Here is a 24,846-nt window from a genome sequence, read left to right on the forward strand (position 1 = left end):
GACATGTATGCCACAAAACCGTTCCGCCAACGCTACTCCATATGGACTATGGCTACCAATGGATGATGCCGTGACAATGCGCGTCATAACCAGAAGCTGGCGGCCGCAGCCTTGCGCGCAAGCCGGGAAAATCGCGGTGCCCGAGGCGCCGGATCCGAGAACGGGGAATCAGATGTCAATACATAGCTAGCCAGATCCGTGGCACGCGGGCTGTCGAATGCCCGCCGCCGGCATGATGCCGGCCGTCTTCCTGCCGCATTTTCCTGCCGCGTCTTGCGCCTTGCAGCGGTTATTGCAGGTTCATGCCATGCCGAACCCGGCAGGGTGGCACGCGCCAGTGTCCGCCATATGTCACGGTGGCTTCGGCACAATTTTTGACAATCTCGGTTCGGCGAATGGCCTAGCATCCGACCTGCCCGGGAATTAGGAAAAACACTAGTTCGAATGGGTCGACGGCATAATGCGGGTCGCGCGCCGCACGACGCTGCTTGCGTCACGACGCGCAGCAACGACCGCGCGCCATACCAACAAAGAAAAAGCGGACAGCAACGAGTGAAGCCATTGCAGCGTTTAATCCGGGGCCTTTTCCATGAAGTTGGCAACAATGCGCCGCGCCGCGCCGTGGGGCGCATTTGCCGTCACACGATGCTGGCCGTGGCCGTCGTGGCATCGGCGGGCGCCGTGATGCTGGGCGCGCTGACGCCGTCGGCCGACGCGCTGGCCCAGGCGGCGCCGGCCGTCCAGGCGGGCCGGGCCCTCCAGGCCGAAAGCACCCCCGCCGCGCCCAACGTGGCCTTCCATTACGGCAGCAAGCCGCCCGTCGACCTGCTGCAGGCGTTCGACGTGGCCGTTGTCGAGCCCGACAGCGGCTTCGACCCGCGCAAGGCCAAGACCCCGAATACCGCCTGGTTTGCCTACGTGAGCCTGGGCGAGGTGCTGCCCAGCCGCGCCTACTTCAACGCCATCCCCAAGGCATGGCTCACCGGGAGCAATGACGCGTGGAACGCCCGGGTGGTTGACCAGGCCGCCGAAGGCTGGCCCGCTTTTTACGTCGACAAGGTCATCGCGCCGCTGTGGGATCGCGGCTACCGAGGCTTTTTCATCGACACGATGGATTCTTACCACCTCGTTGCCAAGACCGACGCCGACCGCGCCAGGCAGGAAGCCGGCATGGTGCGGGTGATCCAGGCCATCAAGGCGCGCTATCCCGACGCGAAGCTGCTGTTCAACCGCGGCTTCGAGATCCTGCCGCAGGTGCACGGACTGGCCTATGGCGTGGTCTTCGAATCGCTGTTCCGGGGCTGGAACCAGGCGCAACGCGCCTACACCGAGGTCAGCCAGCAGGACCGCGACTGGCTGCTGAACCAGGCCCGCATCATCCGCGACCAGTACAAGCTGCCAGTCATCTCGATCGACTATTGCCCGCCGGCCGACCGCACTTGCCAGCGCGACGCCGCTCGCCGTATCCGCGCGCTCGGCATTACGCCGTATGTGACCGATTCCGGGCTGCAGACGGTGGGCGTGGGCCAGATCGAGGTATTGCCGCGCCGCGTGCTGGTGCTGCAGGAAAGCCAGCCGGGCGTGTCGATCGACAACAGCGAAGGCGTGCGCTTCGTGTCGATGCCGCTGAACTACCTTGGTTATCGCGTCGAATTTGCCGAGACACGCGATGAACTGCCGGAGATCACGCCCGACCGCTATGCGGGCGTGGTGGTCTGGTCCAACGGCTATTTCTCGCGTAACGCCGGCCGCTACCAGACCTGGCTCGAAAAGCTGACCCAGCAGGGCGTGCCCGTGGCATTCATGAACGGCTTTGGCATGCCCGCAAACAGTCCGCTGCTGCGGAGTCTTGGCCTGAAGACCGTCAAGGGGCGTGCGTCCAGCCCGGTGCAGATCGTCTCGCAGGACAAGATGATGGGCTTCGAGCAGCCGGTGGCACCCGATGCCACCGAGGCGGTCGCCGTACAGGTGCAGGACGGGGCGGCCAGCACGCGTTCGCTGCTGCGCCTGCGCGCCGGTACGCTGACCTACGACGCCGCGGCCATCACGAACTGGGGTGGCTATGTGACGGGCCCCTATGCCGTCCGCCAGAACTATGCGATCCGCCAGAATTCCTCCAGCGACCAGGACCGCTGGATCGTGCAACCGCTCGATTTCCTGCGCGAAGCCTTGCGCCTGCGCCCGATGCCGGTGCCCGACACCACCACCGAGAGCGGGCGCCGCCTGCTGACGATCCATATCGACGGCGACGGGTTTGCCTCGAAGGCCGAGATTCCGGGCGGCGGCTTCTCCGGCGAGGTGCTGTTCCGGGAAATCTTCGACCGCTATCGCCTGCCGATGACGATGTCGGTGATCGAGGGCGAGGTCGGCAAGTCGGGCATGTACCCGAAGCTGACTGCCGAACTGGAGCCGATTGCACGCAAGATCTTCGCGCAGCCGTATGTCGAGGTGGCCAGCCATACCTATTCGCACCCGTTCGAATGGGGCCGCACGGTGCCTGGCCAGCAGAGCGACGCAAGGATTACCGAGGGCGACGAGGAATTTCACCTGGCGATCCCTGGATACAGAATGGATCTGAACCGCGAGATCGGCGGGTCCATCGACTATATCAACAAGGTGCTGTCGCCGAACAAGCCGGTGAAGATGCTGCTGTGGCCGGGCGACTGCCAGGCCCCGCCGGAAGCCATCAAGCTGACCGATGCCGCCGGCGTGCTGAACATGAATGGTGGCGACACGCTGATCACGCGCAGCAACCCCACCTGGACCGCTATCGCGCCGCTGGGCATCCACAAGGCAGACCACACGTTCCAGGTATTCGCGACCAACCAGAACGAGAACGTCTACACGAACCTGTGGCGGGGTCCGTACTACGGCTTCGAGCGCGTGATCGAGACCTACGAGATGACCGAGAAGCCGTACCGCTTCAAGGCCGTGAACATCTACTACCACAGTTACGCGGGCACCAAGGCCGCATCGCTGAAGGCGCTGCGCAAGGTGTACGACTACGTGCTGACGCAGAACCTGCTGCCGATGCATTCCACGGACTACGTGCTCAAGGTGCTCGACTGGCAGAACATGGCCGTGGCGCGCGAACTGGGTGACGGCACCGATGGCGCAGCGGCCAGCGGCGCGTGGGTGGTGCGTGGCGACGGCAACCTGCGCAACCTGCGCTGGGTTGGCGCCGGCGTGCCCGACGTGGCTTCGGCAACGGGCGTGACCGGCTCGTCGCCGGCGCCCGGCGGCGGCGTCTATGTGCATCTGGACGGCGGCAATGCGCGCTTCAGCTTCGTGCCGGCTGCCACGCGCGCCGTGCCGGAATTGCCCGAGGCCAATGGCCTGGTGCGCGACTGGCGTCGCGACGGCGGCGTGACCCGTTTTGCTTTCTCCGGCTACTACAAGCCGTTCTTCCGGCTTGCCAATGCCGGCCAGTGCAGCGTGACCATCGATGGCAAGCCCGCCCGTGGCGTGCACGAGAACAACACGCTGCGTTTCGATACCCCTGCGGTGAATGATCCGATCCATGTCCAGCAACAAGTCGAAGTCCGCTGCGGCGCCTGAGCGCGAGCGGCTGTTGCCGCCGGCCCTGGTTCTGACCTTTACCGCGATGGTAGGTGTTGGCCTGGCGCTGATGTTCCCGCGCGAGACGCTGCGCGAACGCCTGCTTGGCCAGGGCCGTACGGTCGATGGCCTGACCGTGGCCTATCTGGAAGCGTGGTCGCGCGTGGCGCCCAACGACACCAGCTTCATGAGCGTGCTGGCGGAACAGTACGCGCGCAGCGGCCGGCTCGATGAGGCCGAGAAGATGCTCGAACGCATGATGGCGGTGCAGGGCCAGGACCTGGGTGGCCAGATCCTGCGCACGCGCATCGAGATCACGCAGCAGCGCGCCTACGCGGCGCAGCCCGAATCGCCCGAACGCGCCGAGCGCCTGGCGCTGATGAAGGACCTGCTCAAGCAGGCGACTGCCGAGAGCGCGATGCGCCGCTGGTCGCTGGCAGACCTGCAGACGCTGGCCACGCAGTCGCGCCAGATTGGCGATGCCGAAGCGGCCAGCGTGCTGTTCCGCGCGCTGGGCAAACGCGATCCGGCCAATCTCGACTTCTATAACCGCCAGCTCGCCAGCATCGCGCTGGCCGGTGGCAACTATCGCGACTCCGCGCAGGCGCTGTTCGACGCGCAGGCGCGTGCGAAGAACCTGTACGAGCAGCGCACGCTGTTCCTGCAGGCGCTGCAGACGCTGCAATCCGGCAATCTGCTGGACGAAGCACTGGTGGAAGCCGAGCGTCGTGGTGGCAAGCTGCTCGACGACCCCGAAGTGCTGCGCTACCTGACCAGGCTGGCGCTGGCCGCCAACAAGCCAGATGTGGCGGCAAAGTATGTCGAGCGGCTGCTGAAGCTGTCGGCCAGCAAGCCGTCCGGCGCGGCGCAGATTGCGCTGGCCGAATTGCGCCGCGACGCCGCACGTGCCGAAGTTCGCGCTGAAGTGCGCCGTGTTTCCGACACCGAGCCGTGGCTGACCCGCGGCTATGTCTTCCTCGACGGCCCGCGTGGCGCCGCCAAGCGTGAACAGATGGGCGGCTTCGGCCTGCGCCGTGTTCACGCCGAGCCCGCGTCGACGCCGATGCTGGCCCAGGCAACGCCAAAGCCGGGCCCGGGCAATCCCACGCAGGCCGAGGCCCAGGCGTCGGCCAAGGACGAAGTGGCCGCAGCCGTGGCGGCCGGCAAGTCTTTCAACGCCGACGACTACGACCTGGCCTACCGTGTGTTCCTGGCGGCCGGCAAGCTGGACCAGGCCCAGGAAGTGGCCCAGACGGCGGTGCGCAAGCTGCCGCACGAGCCGGTCTGGCGCGAGCGGCTGGCGCAGGTATCCGAATGGAACCGCCAGCCGATGATTGCGCTGCAGAGCTGGCTTGAATACGCGCAGGCGACCAACGACGAGCGCGCCTGGAACAACGTGATGCGCCTGGCGCCGGGTCTTAACGACGACCGCGCCTACCTGGCCGCGCTGCGCCACCGCGCCACGGGCGGCGACCTGAAGACCATCGACGAGGTGGTGGCTGCCTACGAGCGGCTGGGCGAGCCGGAGGCCGGCATGGCGTTCCTGGACACGCTGGCAAACGGCCCGACCGGCCGCCAGGCGATGGAGCGCAATGCCGATCTGGCCGAGCGCGCGGGCAAGGACGATCGCGCCTTCGAACTCTACGGGCAGCTGGAAAAGCGCTTCGGCGCCCGGCCGCGGTATGCAGTCAAGCGCGCCAACATCCTCTTCGTACGAGGCCGCCTGAACGAGGCGATGGACGCGCTGCTGCCGGCCCGCAAGCAGGCGGGTCCGCAGGACCTGCTGTACTGGCGTACGTACACCGAACTGGCCCGCCTGACGCAACGCGACGACCTGCTCAAGGACGGCTATCGCCAGATGATGTTCGCCATGGCAGAGACCCGTGACGACCACTGCATGCAGTTTCCGCCCGGCGCCGCCCGCAATGACTGCATTGCCGAAGTGCGCGACACGGTGGAAGCCGACTATTCGAACCTGATCGCGTACTACGACCGCTCGCCCATCGACGCGGGACGGATCGCCGAAGCAAGCTGGCGCAAGAACGGCAAGTTCGACCAGTTCCAGCTCGCGGTGTACTACTACACGCGCGCGCACGCCTGGCGCCGCATCGACCAGCTGCTGGCCGATCTGACCCCCGAGCAGCGCAGCGAAGCCGAATCGTCGGCCGTATTCCTGATGCGCCGCGCCGAGTACTGGCGCCTGACCGGCAACCGCGACCGGGCGCTGGCCGACCTGCGCCGGGCCGCCGGGCAGCCCGACGCCGACAGCGAGACCTTCGGTGCGCTGCTGTGGGCGCTTGTCGACAGCGGCACCGACAGCGAAGTGCGCGCGGTGATGCAGCGCCTGAAGCCCAGTGCCGAGCAGGACCCGGGCCTGTGGGGCGCGTATGCCGCCGGCGCCATGCGCTTCCAGGACGGCTACACGGCGCTGCATTACCTGCGCAAGATGCAGCAGGGCAAGAACGCCGATCCGCTCTGGCTTGGCCTGACCGCCGACGCCTACGAAGCCATCGGCCAGACGTCGACGGCTTGGCGCATCCGCAGGCAGGCGTGGATCGACCTGCATCATGCGTGGGCTGCAGGCGGCCAGAACTGGGCCAATGCATCGGCAAGCGACGACGAAGACGGCGACGCGGAAGACGACGCGCAGGAGGGTCCGGCACGGGGCGACCTGCGCCGCCAGACCGTGGCGCTTGGGCAGATCTTCGCGTCAGGCGATGTGTCGCGCAGTCTCGTCATCGAGATGCTGCGGCGTGATCGCGCCGACGTGGCCGCGCGCCGTGCCGCGCCGGGCGATGCCAGGGCGCCGTCGCAACTCGGCAATGTGCCGGGGCTGCCGTCGCTGGAGCCGGTGCCGCCCGCCGCGCTGACCGAGGCGCAACGCCGCCGCCAGGGTCAGATCTCGGCGGCCAGCCGCGAGGTAGCGCTGGCCTGGGCGATGTCATCCGAATCGAACGATCTGGCGCGGGCCTGGCTGGCCCGGCACTATGCCGACCGGATGCAGCGGCCCGCGTATGCCGAGATTTCCATCGCGCTGGACCGCAACGACATGGATCAGCTCGACCGGATCATGGAGCGCCAGGGCGGCCGCGTGCCGGTGGCGAACCAGATCGAGGCCAATCGCCAGCTGGACCGCCTGTCCGCTGCGCAGACGCAGGCGTTCGAGACGCAGGAACTGGCCCGTACCGACGACACGCTGCAGCAGACGCTGGAAGACGCGCTGCTGTTCAACGCCCAGGCCATCGAGCCGCGTGTGACGTTCCAGCGCCAGAAGCCGCTCGAATATTACGAGTACAGCCTGGCGGGCGGCGCACGCCTGTGGGACGGCTATGCGCTGAACCTGCGTGGCGTGTTCCGCGACCAGCGCAGCGCCGACCGCACCCAGCTGGACAACGTGCCCGCATCGGACCGCCGTGCCGAACTGGCGCTGAGCTATCGCGACAGCCAGAAAAGCTGGCTGCTCGGGGTGGGCCGGCGAGACGGCCTGGAGAGCTTCACCACGGCCCGACTGACCGGCAACTGGAACCAGGAAGGGCGCATTCAGTACACGGGGACGGTGGGCTACAACCAGCAGGCCGATGAATCGGCGCAACTGCGCGTCGGCGGCATGAAGGACGTGGTCGAACTTGGCGCGACGTGGCGGCTTGGCCTGCGCGAGTTCATCAGCGGCCGCGCCCAGTACAACCACTTCTACGGCCAGGATCGCACTGCGCTGGGCCATGGCATGGTCTTCGACGTCGAGGCCGGTTATCGCATCCGCACGCAGTATCCGGACTACACGGTGCGCATCGTCGGCACGCGCGGCATCTACAGCGCCAATGGCGGCACGCTGTCGTCGACCATGCAGCGGCTGCTGCCAGCCGGCGATGACGAGGCGACGCCGGCGTTCTATATGCCGCAGAGCTTCACGCAGGCCGGCGTGCTGTTCGGTTTCGGCACCGACCTGATCGACGACTACACGCGCAAGTGGCGGCCGTTCCTGGAAGCCGGTGCGCTGTACGACACGCGCGCGGGCCACAACTTCCGCGGGCAGGTGGGCGTGGCCGGGTCGGTGTTCGGCAACGACCATCTGTCGCTTTATGTCTCGCACGACACCGCGGCCCGTACCACGGGTACGCCGCTGACCGAAGTAGGCCTGCGTTATCGCTGGCTCTATTGATGAACAATTGACTGGATTTCAAGGTAACGAGGGGGATCGAAGATGAACAAGACCAATACCCGCACGGGTCGCCTGATGGCATGGGCTGCGGCAATCGGTGCCGCGCTGTGGCTGGCCGGTTGCGCCGTGACCGACGTGGGCCGCGCGCCCCAGATGGCCGCCGGCGACACCGTTGCCGTGCTGCCGATCGTGAACTACACCGAAACGCCGCAGGCTGGCCTGCGTGCCGAAGCCATTGCCGAGTCGCTGCTGAAGACGGGCGGCGTGGCGAACCTGAAGCGCTATCCGGCGTCGCTGAACCCGGAAACGCTGTTCGAGCCAGCCGAGCGCGAATCGGTGAACAAGGCGCTGGAATGGGCGCGCGGCGAACGGGCGCGCTATGCGCTGACGGGCGCGGTGCAGGAATGGCGCTACAAGGTTGGCGTCGATGGCGAACCGGCCGTGGGCATCTCGCTGCAACTGATCGACGTGTCGAGCGGGCAGGTGGTGTGGTCGGCCACGGGCAGCAACGCGGGCTGGAGCCGCGAGTCGCTGTCGGGCGTGGCCCAGAAGCTGCTGCGCCGCCTGCTGGCACCGCTGATGCAGGGTTGAGTTGAACCGGGTAGAAAAAAGGACGGGTGACAAGCGTGGCTAACACCGCGGATAAAAAGCGCCAGACGACTCGCCAGGGGCAGGGCATCAGCCTTGGCGGGCGCTATGCGCGCTGGCTGGCGCCCGCGGGAGGCGGGGCGGCGGCTGTGCTGGAAATGATCGTCGTGATGGCGGTGGCAATGGCCATCACGTGGGCGATCCTGCCGCAAAACCCGCTGCTGCTGGGTCTGGGCTTTCCGTGGGCCTGGCTGCTGCCGGTCATCCTGGCGCTGCGCTACGGCACGCTGGTGGGGGTGGGCGCCGTGCTGATGCTGCTGGGCGGGTGGTTCTTCTTTGATGGCATTGGCGGCCACAGCGATGCGTTCCCGCGCATGTTCTTCCTGGGTGGCCTGCTGCTGGTGCTGGTGGCCGGGCAGTTCGGCGACGTGTGGAACACGCGCCTGGCACGCGCACGCGCCGTGAACCGCTATCTGGACGAACGGCTTTCCGCGCTGACCAAGAACCACTATCTGCTGCGCATTTCGCACGCCCGCCTGGAAAACGACTTGCTGGCCCGCCCGACCACGCTGCGCGACACGCTGTCGCAACTGCGTGCCGTGGCCATGCAGGATGCAGCGCGCGGCAGCAAGGCCGAACTCCTGGCTGGCGCGCAACCGATGCTGCAGGTGGTGGCTCAGGCCTGCCAGCTGGAGGGTGCCGCGCTGTTCGCGTGCGTGGGCGAGAGGCTCCAGCCCGAAGCCGTGGCCGCCATCGGTCCGGATTTCACGCTGGATGTTGACGATCCGCTGGTGCGCCACTGCATGGAAACGCGCGAACTTGCGCATCTGCGCACCACTGGCCTGCAGCAGGACGCCGAGACCCGCTACGTGGCCGTGGCGCCGGTGCTGGCCGGTTCCGACCGCCTGATCGGGGTGCTGGTCGTCGAGCGCATGCCGTTCCTGTCGCTGACCTATGAAAACCTGCAGCTGCTGATGGTGCTGATGGGCTACTACGCCGATGGCGTGGAGCACGCCCAGGCCACGCACGGCATCCAGGAACTGGCCCCGGCCATTCCATACGCGTTCGCGCTGGACTACGCACGCCTGTCGCGCCTGCGCCGCGAAACCGGGATCCAGAGTTCCGTGGTGGCGCTGGTGTTCGATCTGGACGAAGCGCGCGACGCGCTGTTCGAACAGGTGGTGCGCAGCCGCCGGGCGCTGGACGTGGCCTGGCCCGCGCGCGGGGCGCACCAGCGCGCCATGTTGACGCTGATGCCGCTGTCGGACAGCCAGGCCGTGTCGGCGTACCTGGTGCGTATCGAAGACATGCTGCGTGCGCAGTTCGGCACCGATTTCGCCAGTGCGCACATCGGCGTGTACACGCTGCCGGTGCCTGCCGCCGGCGCGGAAGAGGCGCTGGTGCGCCTGCTGCACCGCTGCCATCTGGATGGCAAGGACGGCAAGGACGGCGGCGGCAACGCCACGGCGGCGGTCGGCACCAATGCCACCCCCAGGCCGGGCACTGCTCCGTCCGCCGGCCAGACGCAGGCGGGCTGACGCATGGGCAAGCTGACCATCGGTGGCACCGCCTCGCAGATCGCGGCACTGTACCTGCTGTTCCATGGCGGTTCGGGGCTGCCGTTGCTGCTGTCGTTCCTGGGGTTGCAGGCGATTACAGCCGGGCTGCTGGGCCTGGCCGTGTGGCGCCTGCTGCCGCGCCGCTTCCGCACGCCGTTCGGGTGGAGCTACGCCTACATGGCGGCGTTCTGCTTCTTCGTGCCGCTGGGCGGGACGCTGGTCTGCGCGGGCAGCCTGCTGTTCTCGAAGCTGTTCCCGCAGCAGCGCGACAGCGCCGGCATTGCCTCGGTGGCGCTGCCCGAATTCGTGACGCACCTGATCCAGCGTGTGACGCACGGCGGCGGTGCGCGCCTGCGCGCCCAGCTGGGCAACACCCGTGCGCCGCTGCCGGAACGCATGACGGCGCTGGTGGCGATGCAATCGATGCCCACGCGCACGGCCAGCCCCGTGCTGCGCGAACTGCTGGCCGACAGCACCGACGATATCCGCCTGCTGGCATACGGCATGCTGGACGGCGCGGAGAAGCAGCTGACCCAGAAGATCCTGGCCGAGCTGCCCCGCCTGGAATCGGCCGACACGCCGCAGGCGCGGCTGGAAATCAACAAGCGCCTGGCCGACCTGTACTGGGAACTGATCTACCAGAACCTGGTGCAGGGCGACGTGTATCGCTACACGGCCAGCCAGGTGGAGCGCTACGCCAGCGCCGCGCTGGAGATCGACGACAGCAATGCCGCGCTGTGGTACATGCGCGGCCGCCTGGCGTTGTCACGCAATGCGCCTGGCGAGGCGCGCGACTTCCTGGGCCGTGCCGAGGCGCTGGGCTTTGCCCGCGATCGGGTGCTGCCGCTGCTGGCGGAAGCCGCCTTCCTGGAACGCGACTACGCCGCGGTCCGCCGCCTGATGGCGGCTTTCGACAGTCCTTCGCCGCTCCCGCTGGTGCGGCCCCTGCTGCGGTACTGGCAATCATGAGCGAAATTCTGGTCAAGGGAACGTCTGCCGACGTCATGCTGCTGCTGGAAGGCACGTTCCCGTATGTAAGCGGGGGCGTGTCGAGCTGGGTCAACCAGATGATCCGCGCGTTTCCCGATATCCGGTTCGGCATCGTCTTCATCGGCAGCCGCCGCGAGGACTATGGCGACATGGTCTACCCGTTGCCCGGGAACGTCGTGCATCTGGAAACCCATTTCCTGTACGATTTTCCGCCGCCGCCGCTGGTGCATGGCACGCCGGGCGACCCGCGCGCGTTCGACAAGTCGGACGCGCTGCACGAACTGCTGCGCGAGCCGGGCAAGGAAGCCGAGGCCGGCGAACTGATCCGCGAACTGATGCCGCAGCTGCGCGAGGGCGGGGCGCTGTCCGAGGACGCGTTCCTGTACAGCAAGCGGGCCTGGGACACGATCACGAGCCAGTACCGCCAGTTCTGCACGGACCCATCGTTCACGGACTATTTCTGGACCATCCGCATCATGCACAAGCCGCTTTGGCAGCTGGTGCGGATTGCCGACGGCCTGATCCCGGCCAAGGTCTACCACACGGTGTCCACGGGCTACGCGGGCTTTCTGGGTGCGATGCTGCGCCACCGCAACGGCCGTCCGCTGCTGGTGTCCGAACACGGCATCTATACCAAGGAACGCAAGATCGACCTGTTCCAGAGCCAGTGGATTCGCGACAACCGGAACATCTTCGAACGCGATATTTCCCAGATCAGCTATTTTCGCGAACTCTGGGTGCGTTTCTTCGAAACGCTGGGGCGCGTCTGCTACGAGGCCGGCGACGAGATCACGGCGCTCTACGAGGGCAACCGCCGCCGCCAGGTGCTGGACGGCGCGGTGGCCGAGCGCACGCGCAATATCCCGAACGGCATCAACCTGCCGCGCCTGTCGGCGCTGCGCGAGAAGCGCGCGCCGGGTGTGCCGCCGGTGCTCTGCCTGATCGGCCGCGTGGTGCCGATCAAGGACATCAAGACCTTTATCCGCGCGATGCTGACCGTGGTGCGCGAGTATCCCGAGGCCGAAGGCTGGATTGCGGGCCCCGAGGACGAGGATGCCGAATACGCGCACGAGTGCCGCAGCCTGGCCGAAAGCCTGGGTCTGGGCGGCAAGGTCAAGTTCCTGGGCTTCCAGAAGATCGACGAACTGCTGCCCAAGGTGGGCGTGCTGGTGCTGAGCTCGATCTCCGAGGCGCTGCCGCTGGTGGTGCTGGAAGGCTTTGCCGCGGGCGTGCCATGCGTGACCACGGACGTGGGCTCGTGCAGTGAACTGATCTTCGGCCTGCCCGGCGACGACGCTGCGCTGGGTGCCGCGGGCGACGTGGTGCGCATTGCCGATCCGGCTGCGCTGGCTGGCGCGGCACTGGGCCTGCTCCAGCATCCGGACCGCTGGCACGCAGCACAGGCTTCGGGCATTGCGCGCGTGGAAAAGTACTACACGCAGGAACAGATGGTGGGCAGCTATCGCACGCTCTATACCGAACTGATGGCGATGCCGGATAACACGCGCCGCGAGCATGGCGGCGCCAGCCCCGCGAAGTGCCCGGTGCACCACGGCGCGCAGGCAGGAGGACGCTGAGATGGCCGGTATTGGATTCGAACTTCGCAAGATGCTCCGGCGGGACAGCCTGTCGGGCATGCTCAGCGCGTATGCGTATGCGGGCGTGATCAGCTCGGGCCCGTGGGTGCTGTCGATCCTGGGCATCCTGCTGATCGGCCTGCTGTCGATCGGCTGGGTCATTCCCGGGGCGCTGATCACGCAGTTCCAGGTGTCGGTGACGTACCTGATAGCGTGCAGCCTGATACTGACCGGGCCGATGCAGTTGTCGTTCACGCGCTTCACGTCAGACCGCCTGTTCGAAAAGCGCGCCGACCTGGTGCTGTCGAACTATCACGCCGTGGCGCTGCTGTGCACGGCGCTGGCGGGCGCCATTGGCCTGGCCTGCGCAGTCTGGGCGTTCCCGGAGCAGTCGGTGCTGTACCGGCTGCAGATGATGGCGGGCTTCGTGATCATGAGCAATATCTGGATCGCGGCCATCTTCCTGTCGGGCATGAAGCAGTACAAGGCCATCGTGTGGACGTTTTTCGTCGGCTACACGATCACCGTGCTGGCGGCCCTGGCGCTGCGCTCGCACGGGCTCGAAGGCCTGCTGGGCGGCTTCGTGTTCGGGCAGTTGTGCCTGCTGATCGGCATGATCACGCTGATCTACCGCAATTACACGAGCCACCGGTTCATGTCGTTCGAGGTGTTCCAGCGGCGCTTTGCCTACCCGAGCCTGATCGCCATCGGCCTGTTCTACAACCTGGGCATCTGGATCGACAAGTTCATGTTCTGGTACGCGCCGTCCACGGGCCAACCCGTGATCGGGCCGCTGCATGCGTCGATCATCTACGACATCCCGGTGTTCCTGGCCTACCTGGCCATCATCCCGGGCATGGCCGTGTTCCTGGTGCGCATCGAGACCGACTTCGTGGAGTACTACGACGCGTTCTACAACGCGGTGCGCGGCGGCAGTTCGCTGGAGCATATCGAGGACATGCGCAATACGATGGTGCAGACCATCCGCCTGGGCCTGTACGAGATCGTCAAGGTGCAGGCCATCGCGTCGCTGCTGCTGTTCGTGGTGGGCGGCTGGCTGCTGCGGCTGCTGGGCATTTCCGAGCTTTACCTGCCGCTGCTCTATGTGGACGTGATCGGCGCCAGCCTGCAGGTGGTGTTGCTGGGCGTGCTGAACATCTACTTCTACCTGGACCGCCGCCGCGAGGTGCTGATGCTGACCGGCACGTTCGTGGTGCTGAACTTCGTGCTGACCCGCCTGACGCTGTCGCTGGGCCCGGCCTGGTACGGCTACGGCTTCGCGGTGTCGCTGCTGATCGTGGTGGCGCTGGCGCTGTACCTGCTGGACCGCAAGCTCGACCGGCTGGAGTACGAAACCTACATGCTGCAGTAAGGCTGCATGTGCCGGGGCCGCCGCCCGAGCAGCGCGGCGGCGCCCCGGAGCCTTCCATCTGGCCTGCTCCGGGCCACGTTTTCATTACGCCCGCAAGGCAGGTGGCCGGCCTGCGGCGCGCCTGCAACACCCTGCGCGGGGTATCCCCTCTAATGTAGCCTCGACGTTTCATGGCGCGTTTCGGTAACATGACGCCGCCGTGCCAGACACACAGGCCGCAGTCATCAGAGGGATGTAATGAGAATTGCCTCAGTAGAGGACGATGCCGCCCAGGCCGATCAGATCCGGCAGCTACTGGAAGAAGCGGGCTTTAGCTGCACCAGCTTTGCGACCGGTTCCGCATTCCTGCGCGCGCTGCGCGATCAGGCGTTCGACCTGATCCTCATGGACTGGCAGTTGCCCGATACCAGCGGATACGAACTGGTCAGCTGGGTGCGCCAGCACTCTGGCCGCCTGCCGCCGATCCTGTTCCTGACCAGCCGCATTGACGAGGCCGACATCGTCGCGGGCCTGAGCGTGGGTGCCGACGACTACCTTGCCAAGCCGCTGCGTCCGGCCGAATTCGTGGCGCGCGTGCGCGCGCTGCTGCGGCGCGCCTATCCCGACGCCGTTCACGATGACGAACTGATCCGGCAGGGCGACTACGTGGTGGATGCGCGCCGCCGCGCCATTGCGCTGGCGGGGCAGATTGCCGACCTGTCGCCACGTGAATTCGACCTGGCGCTGTTCCTGTTCCGGAATATCGGCAGGCTGCTGTCGCGCGACGTGATCGAGCAGGCCGTCTGGGGCCGCGCCATGGATGCCGGCTCGCGCACACTCGATACCCATGTCTCGCGCCTGCGTATCAAACTGGCGTTGCGCCCCGAGCACGGGGTGCGGCTGACCTCGGTCTACTCGCACGGCTATCGTTTCGAGGCCGCGGGGGCCGCCGATGCGTAGACGGCGCTGGCTTGGCCGTGCGGCGCTGTGCGGCGGCATGGCCTGCCTGATCCTGCCCGGCGGCACGCTGGCCGGTCCAGCCGGAAGCCAGGGCGGTGACTTTATCTACGAGGTGGAGCCAGGCGACACGCTGATCGGCCTGGCTGCCCGTTATATGCAGCGCCCCGATGACTGGCGTCTGCTGCAGGCACGCAATCGTGTGGAAGATCCGTATCGGCTGGTGCCGGGATCGCGCATCCGCATGCCGCTGTCCAGGATTCCGGTGGCACCTGCCACGGCAAGCGTGGTCTTCGTGCGCGGCCAGGTGCAGGCCGACGGACGGCCGGTGCAGGTCGGCCAGACGCTGGCCGAGTCGGTCCATGTCAACACGGGCGCCGATGGCGCGGTCACCCTGGAGCTGCCGGACGGCACGCGCGTGGCGCTGCCGGCCGATACGTCGATGGCCGTGCGCCGGCTGCGGTCGTTCGCACGCAGCGGGCTGACCGATACCGTGATCGGCATCGATCGCGGCGCGGCGGATTCCCGCGTGGCGCCCAGGGGCAACGGTGTCGGCCGTTACGAAATCCGTACCCCGGTGATGGTGACGGGGGTGCGCGGCACGCGCTACCGCGTGGCCGTGGACAGTGCAGGCAGCCGCAGCGAAGTGGTCGAAGGGCGGGTCGGCGTCGGTGCACGTGCCGCGTCGCAGGATGTGGCCGCCGGGTTTGGCGTAGGCGTGTCGGCGCGGGGCCAGATGGGCAAGCCGCTGGCGCTGCTGCCGGCCCCCGGGGTGGCGCCCGTGGCCCAGCCGGTGATGTCGCGGTCGCTGGCCGTGCAATGGCAGGCCGTGCCTGGTGCCGCACGCTATCGCATTGGCGTGGCGCGCGATGCCGCGCTGACCGAATGGGTATCGGCCGCCGAGGTGGCCGGACCCGCCGCGACGCTGGACGATTTGCCCGATGGCGCGCTGTACGTGGTTGTCAATGCGCTGGCTGCGGACGGCATGACCGGCCAGGCCGGCGTGTTGCCGGTCACGGTCAGGCGTCACCCGCCCGCGCCGTTCTCGCTGGCGCCGCGCCCCGATGGCGTGGCCTATGGCGGTGACGCGCAGTTCCTGTGGGCCGCCGTGCCCGATGCCACGGGCTACGAGCTTGCCGTGGCGGCCGATGCCGCCTTTACGCAGCAGGCGGACGTCCGGCGCGAAGCCGGTGTGGAATCCCGCCTGACGTTGCCGACGGGCCAGTGGTGGTGGCGCCTGCGTTCGCTGGATGCACGCGGCCAGCCTGGCCCATGGAGCGATGCCCAGCGCCTGCGCGTGGAACCCGCGCCGCCGCTGCCCGCCGCCAGCGACAATGGCGCCGACCTGCTGGTGCGCTGGCCTGCCGATGCCGCCGCCCAGTCGGGGTACGTCGTGCAGATTGCCGGTGACGGCAACTTTGCCCAGGGGCTGGAGACGCTGCGCGCTGCGCGTAATGAACTGGCCCTGCCGCGCCCGGAGGCTGGCACGTACTACGTCAGGGTGGCGCGTGCCGAGGGTACCGGTATTCCGCCGGGGGCCGCGTTCTCGGCACCGCAGCGCATCGTACTGCCAGCCGTGCTGCGCGATGTGCGCGGTGGCGTGGTGGTGTTGGGGGGCACGGATCGTGGCATCGAGACGGGTATCCGCTAGCCGGGCGGCCGCCTTCTTTCATCGCCGCACCCGCGTGGAGTGGGTGCTGCTGCTGTCCGCCGTGGTGGTGGTTACCGCTTTGGTGGCGCGCTTCAACTGGTTCGAGCGTGCCGACCTGGCGCTGCTCGACTTTGCCATCGCCAGCCAGCCGCACGCTCCGCGCAACGACATCGTGCTGGTAGCCATCGACGATGCCAGCATCGGCGCCATCGGCCGCTGGCCGTGGCGGCGCACCGTACTGGCGTCACTGATCGACCATATCGCGGCCGACAAGCCGCGTGTCATCGGGCTGGACGTGATCCTGTCCGAGCCCGATATCCGCTATCCGGCCGACGACATGGAACTGGCGCAGGCCATTGCGCGCGCCCGTAACGTAATTCTGCCCGTGGTGGCGGAATCGGGCGTGGCGGGCCCCGTCATGCGGCATCCGCTCGAGGCGTTTGCTGCGACCAACGGCCATATCAACATGAGCGTCGATGCCGATGGCGTGGCCCGCTCGGTCTATCTGCGCGAGGGCGATGGCGAGTCGCCGCCGGTGTGGCACTTTGCCGCCGCGATGGCCGCCTACGGGCAGCCGTCGCCGCCATCACCGGAGTCCTTCCGTCACGAACGCGCGCGGCGTATCGACAGCGCCGGCTGGGTCAGCCAGGACCGCCTGCGGATTCCGTTCGCGGGCCCGCCAGGCACATTCGAACGCGTGTCGGTGCTCGACGTGCTGTCGGGCCAGCTTGCCGCCGGCTTTTTCCGGGGCAAGTACGTGATCGTGGGCGCGATGGCTACCGGCATCGGCGACGTCTTTGCCACCCCGGTATCGCGCAGCGGGCGCGGCATGAGCGGTGTGGAGATCCTGGCGAACACGCTGCAGGCCCTGCGCGACGGCACGGGCATCGTGCGCATACACGACCTGGCCGGGTGGTTTGCCACGCTGCTGCCGGTGCTGCTGGCCGCGCTGGCGGCCTGGATGCTGACGCCGCGCGACGCACTGATCGCCGTGGCCGTGCTGGTGGCGGCCCTGATCGGCGGCAGCATCATGCTCGTGGGCAGCATGCAGCTGTGGTTTGCGCCATCCGCGGCGGTGTTTGGATGCCTGCTCGTGTATCCGCTCTGGAGCTGGCGGCGGCAGGAAGCCGCGCTGCGGTTCCTGTCCGAGGAACTGGCGCGGCTGGTGCGCGAGCCCGGGCTGCTGGCGGCGCCGGCGCGTGTCGACCATTCGCTGGATGGCCGGATGCAGGCCGTCTACGACATGACCGCCCGGCTGCGCGACATGCGGCGCTTTCTGTCGGACGGCCTGGAAAGCCTGCCCGAGGCCACCGTGATCTGCAACCTCGACGGCGGCATCCTGGTGGCCAATCGCCGCGCGGTGGCGCTGGTGCCGGTGGTGCTGCAGGGCATCAACGACCTGCCGCAGCCGGCCGGGCTGGGCGATCTGCCGTCTGCCGGCGCCTATGCGGATGCCTACGTGGACGCCTACGGCGGGCTGGAGCGTCCGGGCCTGCCCGACATTATCGAGACGCTGTTCCCGGTGCCCGGCCCCGGGCTCGCATACTGGGATGCCCTGTGCGGCGCGCTGGACGCCGACGCACCGGTGATGTCGTCATCCGATTCGCACGGTGTGGAGCTTGCCACCGAGGACGACCGCCGCTACCTGCTGCATGGCGCGCCGCTGCACGGCGAGGCGGGGCGTCCGGCGGGTGTCATCGTCAGCCTGATCGACATCACGACCGTGCGCCGCGCCGAACGCCAGCGCGAGCAGACGCTGCATTTCCTGTCGCACGACATGCGCTCGCCGCAGGCATCGATCCTGGCGCTGATCGACCTGCAGTCGCGGCCCGAGCGGGCCCTGTCGCAGACCGAACTGCTGGGCCGTATCGGCGAACACGCTCACCGTACGCTGGCGCTGGCAGACGATTTCATCCGCCTGGCGCAGGCCGAATCGCAAAACCTGGCATTTGCCGAAGTCGACCTGACGGCGCTGGTGCTGGACGCCACCGACGAGCTTTGGGCGCTGGCGAAGACGCGCGGTATCGAGCTGCGGCTCGATCTCGATGGCGACGGCGTGACATTGCGTGCCGCGCCAGCGCTGCTGGTGCGCGCCATCGCCAACCTGGTGAGCAACGCCATCAAGTTCAGCCCGGACGGGGTGCCGGTCACGGTGGGACTGCGCCGCCTCGGGCCTTACATGGCCATTGAAGTGACCGATCTGGGCCCCGGCATTGCACCCGAGGCCCAGGCGCGCCTGTTCCGGCCGTTCAGCCGCGTGCATGCACCGGCCAGCGATGCGCCGTCGGGCAGTGGTCTGGGTCTGGTCTTTGTGAAAACCGTGGCAGAACGCCACGGTGGGCGCGTGATGCTGCGCAGCGCGCCAGGTGCGGGTGCAACGTTCTCGATCTGCCTGCCGCTGCGCTCGCGCGCCAGTTGACGCCGAAGGCGCGCATCGGTCGCGCGACGATTGCCCTGCAAACCGCGCAACGCGCGCGTCAGCGATGCTTGCCGACACAATTGTTGGCAATCCCTCTTGCAGAAATTGCCTACGATCTGTCGGGCCACGGACACCGCATCCGTGGTCTTGATGCCCACGTCGTGCCCCGGCGTGGGCGTTTTTTTATCCCTACGCTTGATGTCCCCCTCTCCCGCAAGTGGAAGAAGGGAGCAGCGGGGCCTACTTGGCCATGCCCGGTGCCGGGGCCGGTGTGGCCGGAGTCTCGGGCTTGGCCGACGTGTCGGGCCTGGCTTCGCCTTCCGGCGTCTTGGGCGCCGCCTTGCCGCCCGGTGCGGGTGCCGACGATTCCTCGTCCTCGTCATACGTCGGCAGTGCGTCGCCGCCGCCGGTCAGCAGGTACTGACGGCGCTGCGTATACGCATCGCGCACAAATGCGTACTTGTCCAGCGCGGCCTGCGACAGCAGGTCGGTGGCGCCCAGCATGTTGGTCCGTGTGTTCACCACGTTGATGCCGAACATCGAATAGCGCCAGGCCGTATCGAAGTAGTGCGCCGGGTCCAGGAAGATGCTGCCCGCCACGCCCACGCCGTCGCGGATCGAGCTTGGGCCGAACAGCGGCAGCACCAGGTACGGGCCGGCCGGCATGCCCCAGGTGCCCAGCGTCAGGCCGAAGTCCGTGGAATGGCGCGGCATGCCGGCGGCGGTGGCAACGTCGATCAGGCCGCCGATGCCCAGCACGGTGTTGACCGCCACGCGCATCATGGTTTCCACCGCTTCCACGGGCTTGCCTTGCAGCACGTTGTTGGCGAAGTTGCCGACGTCCGAGAAGTTGTTGAAGAAGTTGGTGACGGCCAGGCGTGCCGGCTCCGGCGTGACGGCCTTGTAGCCCTTGGCCAGCGGCTGGGCCACATAGGTGTCGGCCTTGTCGTTGACCGTGAAGATTGCCCGGTTCATCGGCTCCAGCGGGTCCGCCGGGTTGGCATTGGGGCCGCTGGCGCAGCCGGTGGCGAGCAGGGTCAGCGATGCGGCGGCCAAGGCGGTGGCAAGCCGGGGCGTATCAGGCGCCGCGGCGCGCAGGAGCGAAAGACGGGAGAGCATGTCGAGACAGTCTTGAACGTTTCTTGTCATGGGGGACGGCGCACCCGGCAGCGCCGGGACACATCCGTCCGAACTGCGCCGGTGGGCGTCCGGGCTATCGCCGGGACTTGCCAGAATCCGACCCTGCTGATTTATCGGCAGATTGTGCCATGGTCGTAGCCACCGTGAGAGGGGGTAGCGACGGCCCGAGCGGTTCCGCGCGGCCATTCAGTTCGCGGCGCGGGCGGCCCATCAGGATCGGCTGGAAGAAAACCGCGCCGGCCAGCGTGCAGAGCAGCGCCAGCGCCAGCAGCTTGCCCATGCTGGCCGTGCCCGGATGGTGCGACAGCCAGAGGCTGCCGAATGCCGTGGCCGTGGTGCCCGCACTGTACAGCACCGCATGCGTGAGGCTGGACTGCAGCAGCTTGGTCTTGCCGTGGCGCCAGGCGATCACGTAATAGATCTTGAATGCCACGCCAATGCCCAGCAGCAGCGGCAGCGCAATGATATTGGCAAAGTTCAGCGAGATGCCGAACACCACGCACAGTTCCAGCGTGACCAGCCCCGACACCAGCAGCGGAATCAGGGTGCGCAGCACATCGCCCACGCGGCGCAGCGTGATCCAGAGCAGCACCGTGATCGACAGCACCGCCCAGATGCCGGCATGGATAAAGGCGGTCATGATGGTGTCGGCCGACCCCTTGATGGCGATCGGGCCGCCCGTGGCGTCAGGCTGCACGCGGGCCATCACGGCAATGAACTTGCCCAGCGCGGCTTCGCGGGCGGCTTCGTTCCTGACGCCGGGCGGCGGCAGTTTCGGGCTTATGTTGATGAGCGCCTGGCCGTTCGGTGCCAGCCAGTCGCGTACCAGGTCGGGCGGCAGCGTCTGCTGCGACACCGGTTCGGGCTGCAGCGCGAGTTGCAGCGTGCCCAACGCCAGGCGCAGCGGCAGGGCCACTGCCAGCTCGGCGCGGTCGCGCACGGCAGGCGTTGCATCGGCCAGCTGCTTGAGCGCACGCGACAGGTGTTCGGCCGATTCGGCGCCGGGGCCCGGATGATCGAGCGCGGCCAGCGACAGCTGGCGCGATGCATTGCGCAGCGACGCCACGCGCAGCGCGTCGGTGGCTGGCGTGGCGGTCGGCTGCGTCAGCACCGGCATCAGGCTCTTTGCCATGCCGGCGATGATGGCCAGCTTGGGCGCCTGGTCGTCGGGGATAAAGGTCTTCAGCGTGACCACGCGCGCCACCTCGGGCAGCGCCTTGAGCCTGGTGGCGGTGGCTTCTGCATCCTTCAGCGTCGGCGCCAGCACCTTGACGTCGTCGGTGCCGGCCTGCGGGGCATCCTTCAGCGCCAGCAGCGTCGACATCGATTCGGAATGCGGGTCTTTCAAGTGCAGGGGGTCGAAGTCGAAGCGCAGGTGCGGCAGCAGCGGGGCGCCGCCGATCAGCACGGTCAGCACGCCTACCAGCGTGCCCTTGCGATGGCGCTCGAAAAAGGCGTCGGCCGGGGCCAGCCAGCTGAAGCCGGGCATCTCTTCCTCGGCGCGCGGCGCCAGCACGCGGATCAGCGCCGGCAGCATCGTGAAGGTTGTGGCAAAGGCGATGAACATCCCCACGCCGGCAATCTTGCCCAGTTCCGCCACGCCACGGTAATCGGTGGGCAGGAAGCAAAAGAAGGCGGCCGCCGTGGCTGCCGCGGCCAGCGTCAGCGGGCCGGCCACGTCGCGGGCCGCCAGCGTCAGGGCCTGGTCCAGGTCGCCGTGGTCGTGCCGCTCGGCACGATAGCGCACGCCGAACTGGATGCCGAAGTCCACGCCCAGCCCGACGAACAGCACCGCGAAGGCCACCGAAATCATGTTGAGCGCGCCCACCATCATCAGGCCCAGGGCGGCGGTGATGATCAGGCCGGAGATCAGGCTCACCAGCACCGCCGTGATCAGGCGCGCGGAGCGCAGCGCCATCCACAGGATGCCAATCACCACGATCAGCGTCAGCACGCCGTTGAGCACGGCGCCTTCGCTGACCGAAGCAAATTCGTCGTCGGCCAGCGGCTGCGGGCCGGTCAGGCGCACCACGGCGTTGTAGCGCTCGGTCAGCTTCAGTTTGGTGGCGGCGGCCCGGATGGCGTCGCTGGCGCCCGAACCGGCCTTGAGGTCGCTGAAGTCCAGTACCGGCGACAGCGTGACGAAGCTGAACGCACGGCCGTCGGCATTGGGCTTCAGGCTGTCGTCGACCAGTCCGGCCCACGACAGCGCCGCGGGCTTGCCGGCCAGCACGCCGTCGATGGTGCGGGCGCTTTCGCCCAGCAGCCGGTCCATGTCGGACAGTTTGATCTGCCCCAATTGCAGCGGCAGGTTGAGCGTGGTGGTGAGCAGGTCCGACAGGCCGCGCAGCGTGGGGTCATGCGCCAGGTTGTTCAGCAGCGGGCGGGCCTGGCCGAGCTTGCCGGCCATGTCCTGCACGCTGGCGGTATCGGCGAACAGCAGGCCATTGCGTTCGAAGAACGGGCCCGAACCGGGCTGGCCCACGGCCTTGAAGCGGTTGGGCTGCTGGCGTAGCGCATTGGCCAGTTCGTTGGCGGCGGCATCGGCCAGTTCCTTGGCCGGGGCCTGCACGACGGCCAGGATCATCTTGTCGCGCTGCGGAAACGCGGCGCTGATGGCGGCGTCGTTCTGTGCCCAGGGCGCGTCCGATTCCAGCAGGCGGCTGATGTCGGTGTTGATGGCGAAATTACGGGCAGCGTAGTAGCCGCTCCCGACGGTGAGCAGCAGGGTGATGCCGATCACGAGCCAGGCGTGAACGGTGGCGAATTTGACGGTGCGAACCAGCAGCGGTCTGATCATGAGTCCTGTATCTTCAGCGCCCGACGCGGCGGGGGCGCATGGGCGGCACCCGGAGTATAGCGGTTGAAGCGGGGCATTCCGCACCCGCCGCCACCCGCCGCCGACCGCAAGGCAACATCGCGATCCGCTATATACTGGCCCGACTGGCCAACCCGGCCGTATTGCTTTGATGAGTCATGAACCGTTACGCAATCCTTCCCGCCGCCATCATCGCGCCGATCGCCGCGGTGGTTGTCATGTCTGCCGCGCATGCGCAGGTCAACACCAGCGCCGCGCCGGACAAGCTCGTGCAGTCCGCCGTCGAAGGCGTGATCACGAAGATCAAGTCCGATCCTGAAACCCGCGCCGGCGACCTTGCAAAAATTACCGCCGTGGTCCAGCGCGAATTCCTGCCCTATACCGATTTTGGCCGTACCACGCGGCTGGCGGTAGGCAATGCATGGAAACAGGCCACTCCAGAGCAGCAAAAAACGCTCCAGGAACAGTTCACGGCACTGCTGGTGCGCAGCTATGCCGTGTCGCTGTCGCAACTGCGCGAGCAAAGCCCGAAGTTCTCGTACAAGCCGGCCAAGTCTGGCAATAACGCCAATGACGCGGTCGTGGCCACGCGCGTCATGAACAACGGCGATGAAATGCTGATCGACTACCGGCTGCAGAAGGGCAGCGACGGCTGGAAGATCTACGACATCAACATGATGGGCGCGTGGCTGATCGAGGTGTATCGCAAGCAGTTCGCGGACATCGTGGCGCGCGACGGCATCGACGGGTTGATCAAGTACCTGAACAGTCACAACGCGCGCGCATAGCCAAGGCGCCAGCCATAAAAAAACCGGGTCTGGTCGCCCAGTCCCGGTTTTTCATCAAACGGCCGTCGATCGTGATCGAACGGCCGTTTTTCATGGTGCTCAGTGAACCTGTGCGGCCTGCACGGCCTCGGCGCGGCTGCCCTGCGCCTTCTTCAGGTTGCCGATTTCTGCCAGCTTGATCTCCACGTGCTGCGAGAACACGTATTCGGCAGGGCGCTGCTTGTCCAGCGGGATGTCCGGGGCCATCGGGCCGTCGGTCTTCACGCCACGCAGGCTCACGCCCAGTGCCTTGAGCGGGTGCGAGAACGTGTCGGCCACGGCGGTTGCCTCGAAACCGCTGTGCACCATGCAGTTTGCGCACTTTTCGTAATTGCCAACGCCGTAGGCGTCCCAGTCGGTGCCTTCCATCAGTTCCTTGAAGGTCTTCACGTAGCCTTCGCCGACCAGGTAGCACGGACGCTGCCAGCCGAACACGGTACGTGCCGGGTTGCCCCACGGCGTGCACTTGTAGGTCTGGTTGCCGGCCAGGAAGTCCAGGAACATCGTCGACTGGCTGAACGCCCACTTCTTGCCGGCGTTGCCGCGCGCCAGGATGTCGCGGAACAGTTGCTTGGTCTTGCCGCGGTGCAGGAAGTGCTGCTGGTCCGGGGCGCGCTCGTAGGCATAGCCCGGCGACACCGTGATGCCGTCCACGCCCATTGCCTTGACCGAGTCGAAGAACTGGGCCACGCGATCCGGCTTGGCGTCGTTGAACAGCGTGCAGTTGATGTTCACGCGGAAGCCACGTTCCTTGGCCATGCGGATGGCTTCGACGCAGCGGTCGTACACGCCTTCCTGGTTCACCGAGTGGTCGTGCATCTCGCGGTCGCCGTCCAGGTGGATCGACCATACGAAATACGGGCTCGGCTGGTACTGGTCAATCTTCTTTTCCAGCAGCAGGGCGTTGGTGCACAGGTAGACGAAACGCTTGCGGGCGATGATGCCACGCACGATTTCCGGCATGTCCTTGTGCAGCAGCGGCTCGCCGCCGGCGATCGACACCACCGGTGCGCCGCATTCGTCGACCGCTTCCAGGCATTCCGCCACCGACAGGCGCTGGTTCAGAATGGGGTCCGGATAGTCGATCTTGCCGCAGCCCGAGCAGGCCAGGTTGCAGCGGAACAGGGGTTCGAGCATCAGGGCCAGCGGGTAGCGCTTTTGCCCGGACAGATGCTTGCGTGCGATGTAGGCGCCTACGCGGGCAACCTGGAGAAACGGAATGGCCAAGGGGGTGCTTCCTGTCAGGTTCAGT

14 protein-coding genes are annotated in these 24,846 nt (G+C 67.2%); 11 read left to right on the forward strand and 3 right to left on the reverse strand.

Annotated elements, in window-relative coordinates:
• The first annotated feature begins 645 nt into the window (after positions 1 to 645).
• From A9J21_RS15320 to A9J21_RS15365, 10 genes are all read left to right on the forward strand, one after another.
• On the forward strand, positions 646 to 3,558 hold the full coding sequence (locus A9J21_RS15320; RefSeq protein ID WP_066737068.1) for a bifunctional glycoside hydrolase 114/ polysaccharide deacetylase family protein: 2,913 nt from the start codon (positions 646 to 648) through the stop codon (positions 3,556 to 3,558).
• Positions 3,521 to 7,717: a tetratricopeptide repeat protein gene (locus tag A9J21_RS15325; protein WP_066737069.1), complete on the forward strand. Its 4,197-nt coding sequence runs from the start codon at positions 3,521 to 3,523 to the stop codon at positions 7,715 to 7,717. Before A9J21_RS15320 ends, A9J21_RS15325 begins: the two co-directional genes overlap by 38 nt.
• 42 nt (positions 7,718 to 7,759) lie before the next feature.
• On the forward strand, positions 7,760 to 8,308 hold the full coding sequence (locus tag A9J21_RS15330; protein ID WP_066737070.1) for a penicillin-binding protein activator LpoB: 549 nt from the start codon (positions 7,760 to 7,762) through the stop codon (positions 8,306 to 8,308).
• Between the two features lie 26 nt (positions 8,309 to 8,334).
• Positions 8,335 to 9,843: a PelD GGDEF domain-containing protein gene (locus A9J21_RS15335; protein ID WP_082926439.1), complete on the forward strand. Its 1,509-nt coding sequence runs from the start codon at positions 8,335 to 8,337 to the stop codon at positions 9,841 to 9,843.
• 3 nt (positions 9,844 to 9,846) lie between these two features.
• Positions 9,847 to 10,833, forward strand: coding sequence for a lipopolysaccharide assembly protein LapB (locus tag A9J21_RS15340; protein ID WP_066737072.1), 987 nt, complete (start codon positions 9,847 to 9,849; stop codon positions 10,831 to 10,833).
• Positions 10,830 to 12,431, forward strand: coding sequence for a GT4 family glycosyltransferase PelF (gene pelF / locus A9J21_RS15345; protein ID WP_066737074.1), 1,602 nt, complete (start codon positions 10,830 to 10,832; stop codon positions 12,429 to 12,431). Before A9J21_RS15340 ends, pelF begins: the two co-directional genes overlap by 4 nt.
• A gap of 1 nt (position 12,432) precedes the next feature.
• Complete coding sequence (pelG, locus tag A9J21_RS15350; protein WP_066737075.1) at positions 12,433 to 13,803, forward strand: exopolysaccharide Pel transporter PelG; 1,371 nt, start codon at positions 12,433 to 12,435, stop codon at positions 13,801 to 13,803.
• 237 nt (positions 13,804 to 14,040) lie between these two features.
• On the forward strand, positions 14,041 to 14,742 hold the full coding sequence (locus tag A9J21_RS15355) for a response regulator transcription factor (RefSeq protein WP_066737077.1): 702 nt from the start codon (positions 14,041 to 14,043) through the stop codon (positions 14,740 to 14,742).
• Positions 14,735 to 16,390: a FecR domain-containing protein gene (locus A9J21_RS15360; protein ID WP_066737079.1), complete on the forward strand. Its 1,656-nt coding sequence runs from the start codon at positions 14,735 to 14,737 to the stop codon at positions 16,388 to 16,390. Before A9J21_RS15355 ends, A9J21_RS15360 begins: the two co-directional genes overlap by 8 nt.
• Positions 16,326 to 18,809 (forward strand): CHASE2 domain-containing protein, encoded by a 2,484-nt coding sequence (locus tag A9J21_RS15365; protein ID WP_082926440.1) that lies wholly within the window; start codon positions 16,326 to 16,328, stop codon positions 18,807 to 18,809. The genes A9J21_RS15360 and A9J21_RS15365 overlap by 65 nt, the downstream gene beginning before the upstream one ends.
• 240 nt (positions 18,810 to 19,049) lie before the next feature.
• On the opposite strand, the gene A9J21_RS15370 is transcribed toward A9J21_RS15365, so the two are convergent.
• Both A9J21_RS15370 and A9J21_RS15375 read right to left on the reverse strand, forming a co-directional pair.
• On the reverse strand, positions 19,050 to 19,928 hold the full coding sequence (locus A9J21_RS15370; RefSeq protein ID WP_066737081.1) for a VacJ family lipoprotein: 879 nt from the start codon (positions 19,926 to 19,928) through the stop codon (positions 19,050 to 19,052).
• Positions 19,929 to 20,022: 94 nt separating this feature from the next.
• The gene (locus A9J21_RS15375) at positions 20,023 to 22,749 is read right to left on the reverse strand and encodes an MMPL family transporter (RefSeq protein WP_066737082.1); all 2,727 of its coding nucleotides are present in this window, start codon (positions 22,747 to 22,749) and stop codon (positions 20,023 to 20,025) included.
• A gap of 176 nt (positions 22,750 to 22,925) precedes the next feature.
• Between A9J21_RS15375 and A9J21_RS15380 the strand changes: the two genes are divergently transcribed.
• Positions 22,926 to 23,555: a phospholipid-binding protein MlaC gene (locus A9J21_RS15380; protein ID WP_066737084.1), complete on the forward strand. Its 630-nt coding sequence runs from the start codon at positions 22,926 to 22,928 to the stop codon at positions 23,553 to 23,555.
• 99 nt (positions 23,556 to 23,654) lie between these two features.
• Here the strand turns inward: A9J21_RS15380 and hpnH are convergent, their stop codons facing one another.
• Positions 23,655 to 24,821, reverse strand: a complete 1,167-nt coding sequence (gene hpnH / locus A9J21_RS15385; protein ID WP_066737085.1) for an adenosyl-hopene transferase HpnH — start codon at positions 24,819 to 24,821, stop codon at positions 23,655 to 23,657.
• Positions 24,822 to 24,846 lie beyond the last annotated feature (25 nt).

The organism is Cupriavidus sp. D384 (assembly GCF_001652915.1).
GTDB lineage: Bacteria > Pseudomonadota > Gammaproteobacteria > Burkholderiales > Burkholderiaceae > Cupriavidus.

Bases quoted from the DNA above. Each gene is read 5' to 3' on its own strand.
- A9J21_RS15320 (WP_066737068.1), top strand. From the start codon at position 646: ATGCTGGCCGTGGCCGTCGTGGCATCGGCGGGCGCCGTGATGCTGGGC.
- A9J21_RS15325 (WP_066737069.1), top strand. From the start codon at position 3,521: ATGTCCAGCAACAAGTCGAAGTCCGCTGCGGCGCCTGAGCGCGAGCGG.
- A9J21_RS15330 (WP_066737070.1), top strand. From the start codon at position 7,760: ATGAACAAGACCAATACCCGCACGGGTCGCCTGATGGCATGGGCTGCG.
- A9J21_RS15340 (WP_066737072.1), top strand. From the start codon at position 9,847: ATGGGCAAGCTGACCATCGGTGGCACCGCCTCGCAGATCGCGGCACTG.
- pelF (WP_066737074.1), top strand. From the start codon at position 10,830: ATGAGCGAAATTCTGGTCAAGGGAACGTCTGCCGACGTCATGCTGCTG.
- pelG (WP_066737075.1), top strand. From the start codon at position 12,433: ATGGCCGGTATTGGATTCGAACTTCGCAAGATGCTCCGGCGGGACAGC.
- A9J21_RS15355 (WP_066737077.1), top strand. From the start codon at position 14,041: ATGAGAATTGCCTCAGTAGAGGACGATGCCGCCCAGGCCGATCAGATC.
- A9J21_RS15360 (WP_066737079.1), top strand. From the start codon at position 14,735: ATGCGTAGACGGCGCTGGCTTGGCCGTGCGGCGCTGTGCGGCGGCATG.
- A9J21_RS15365 (WP_082926440.1), top strand. From the start codon at position 16,326: ATGTGCGCGGTGGCGTGGTGGTGTTGGGGGGCACGGATCGTGGCATCG.
- A9J21_RS15370 (WP_066737081.1), bottom strand. From the start codon at position 19,928: ATGCTCTCCCGTCTTTCGCTCCTGCGCGCCGCGGCGCCTGATACGCCC.
- A9J21_RS15375 (WP_066737082.1), bottom strand. From the start codon at position 22,749: ATGATCAGACCGCTGCTGGTTCGCACCGTCAAATTCGCCACCGTTCAC.
- A9J21_RS15380 (WP_066737084.1), top strand. From the start codon at position 22,926: ATGAACCGTTACGCAATCCTTCCCGCCGCCATCATCGCGCCGATCGCC.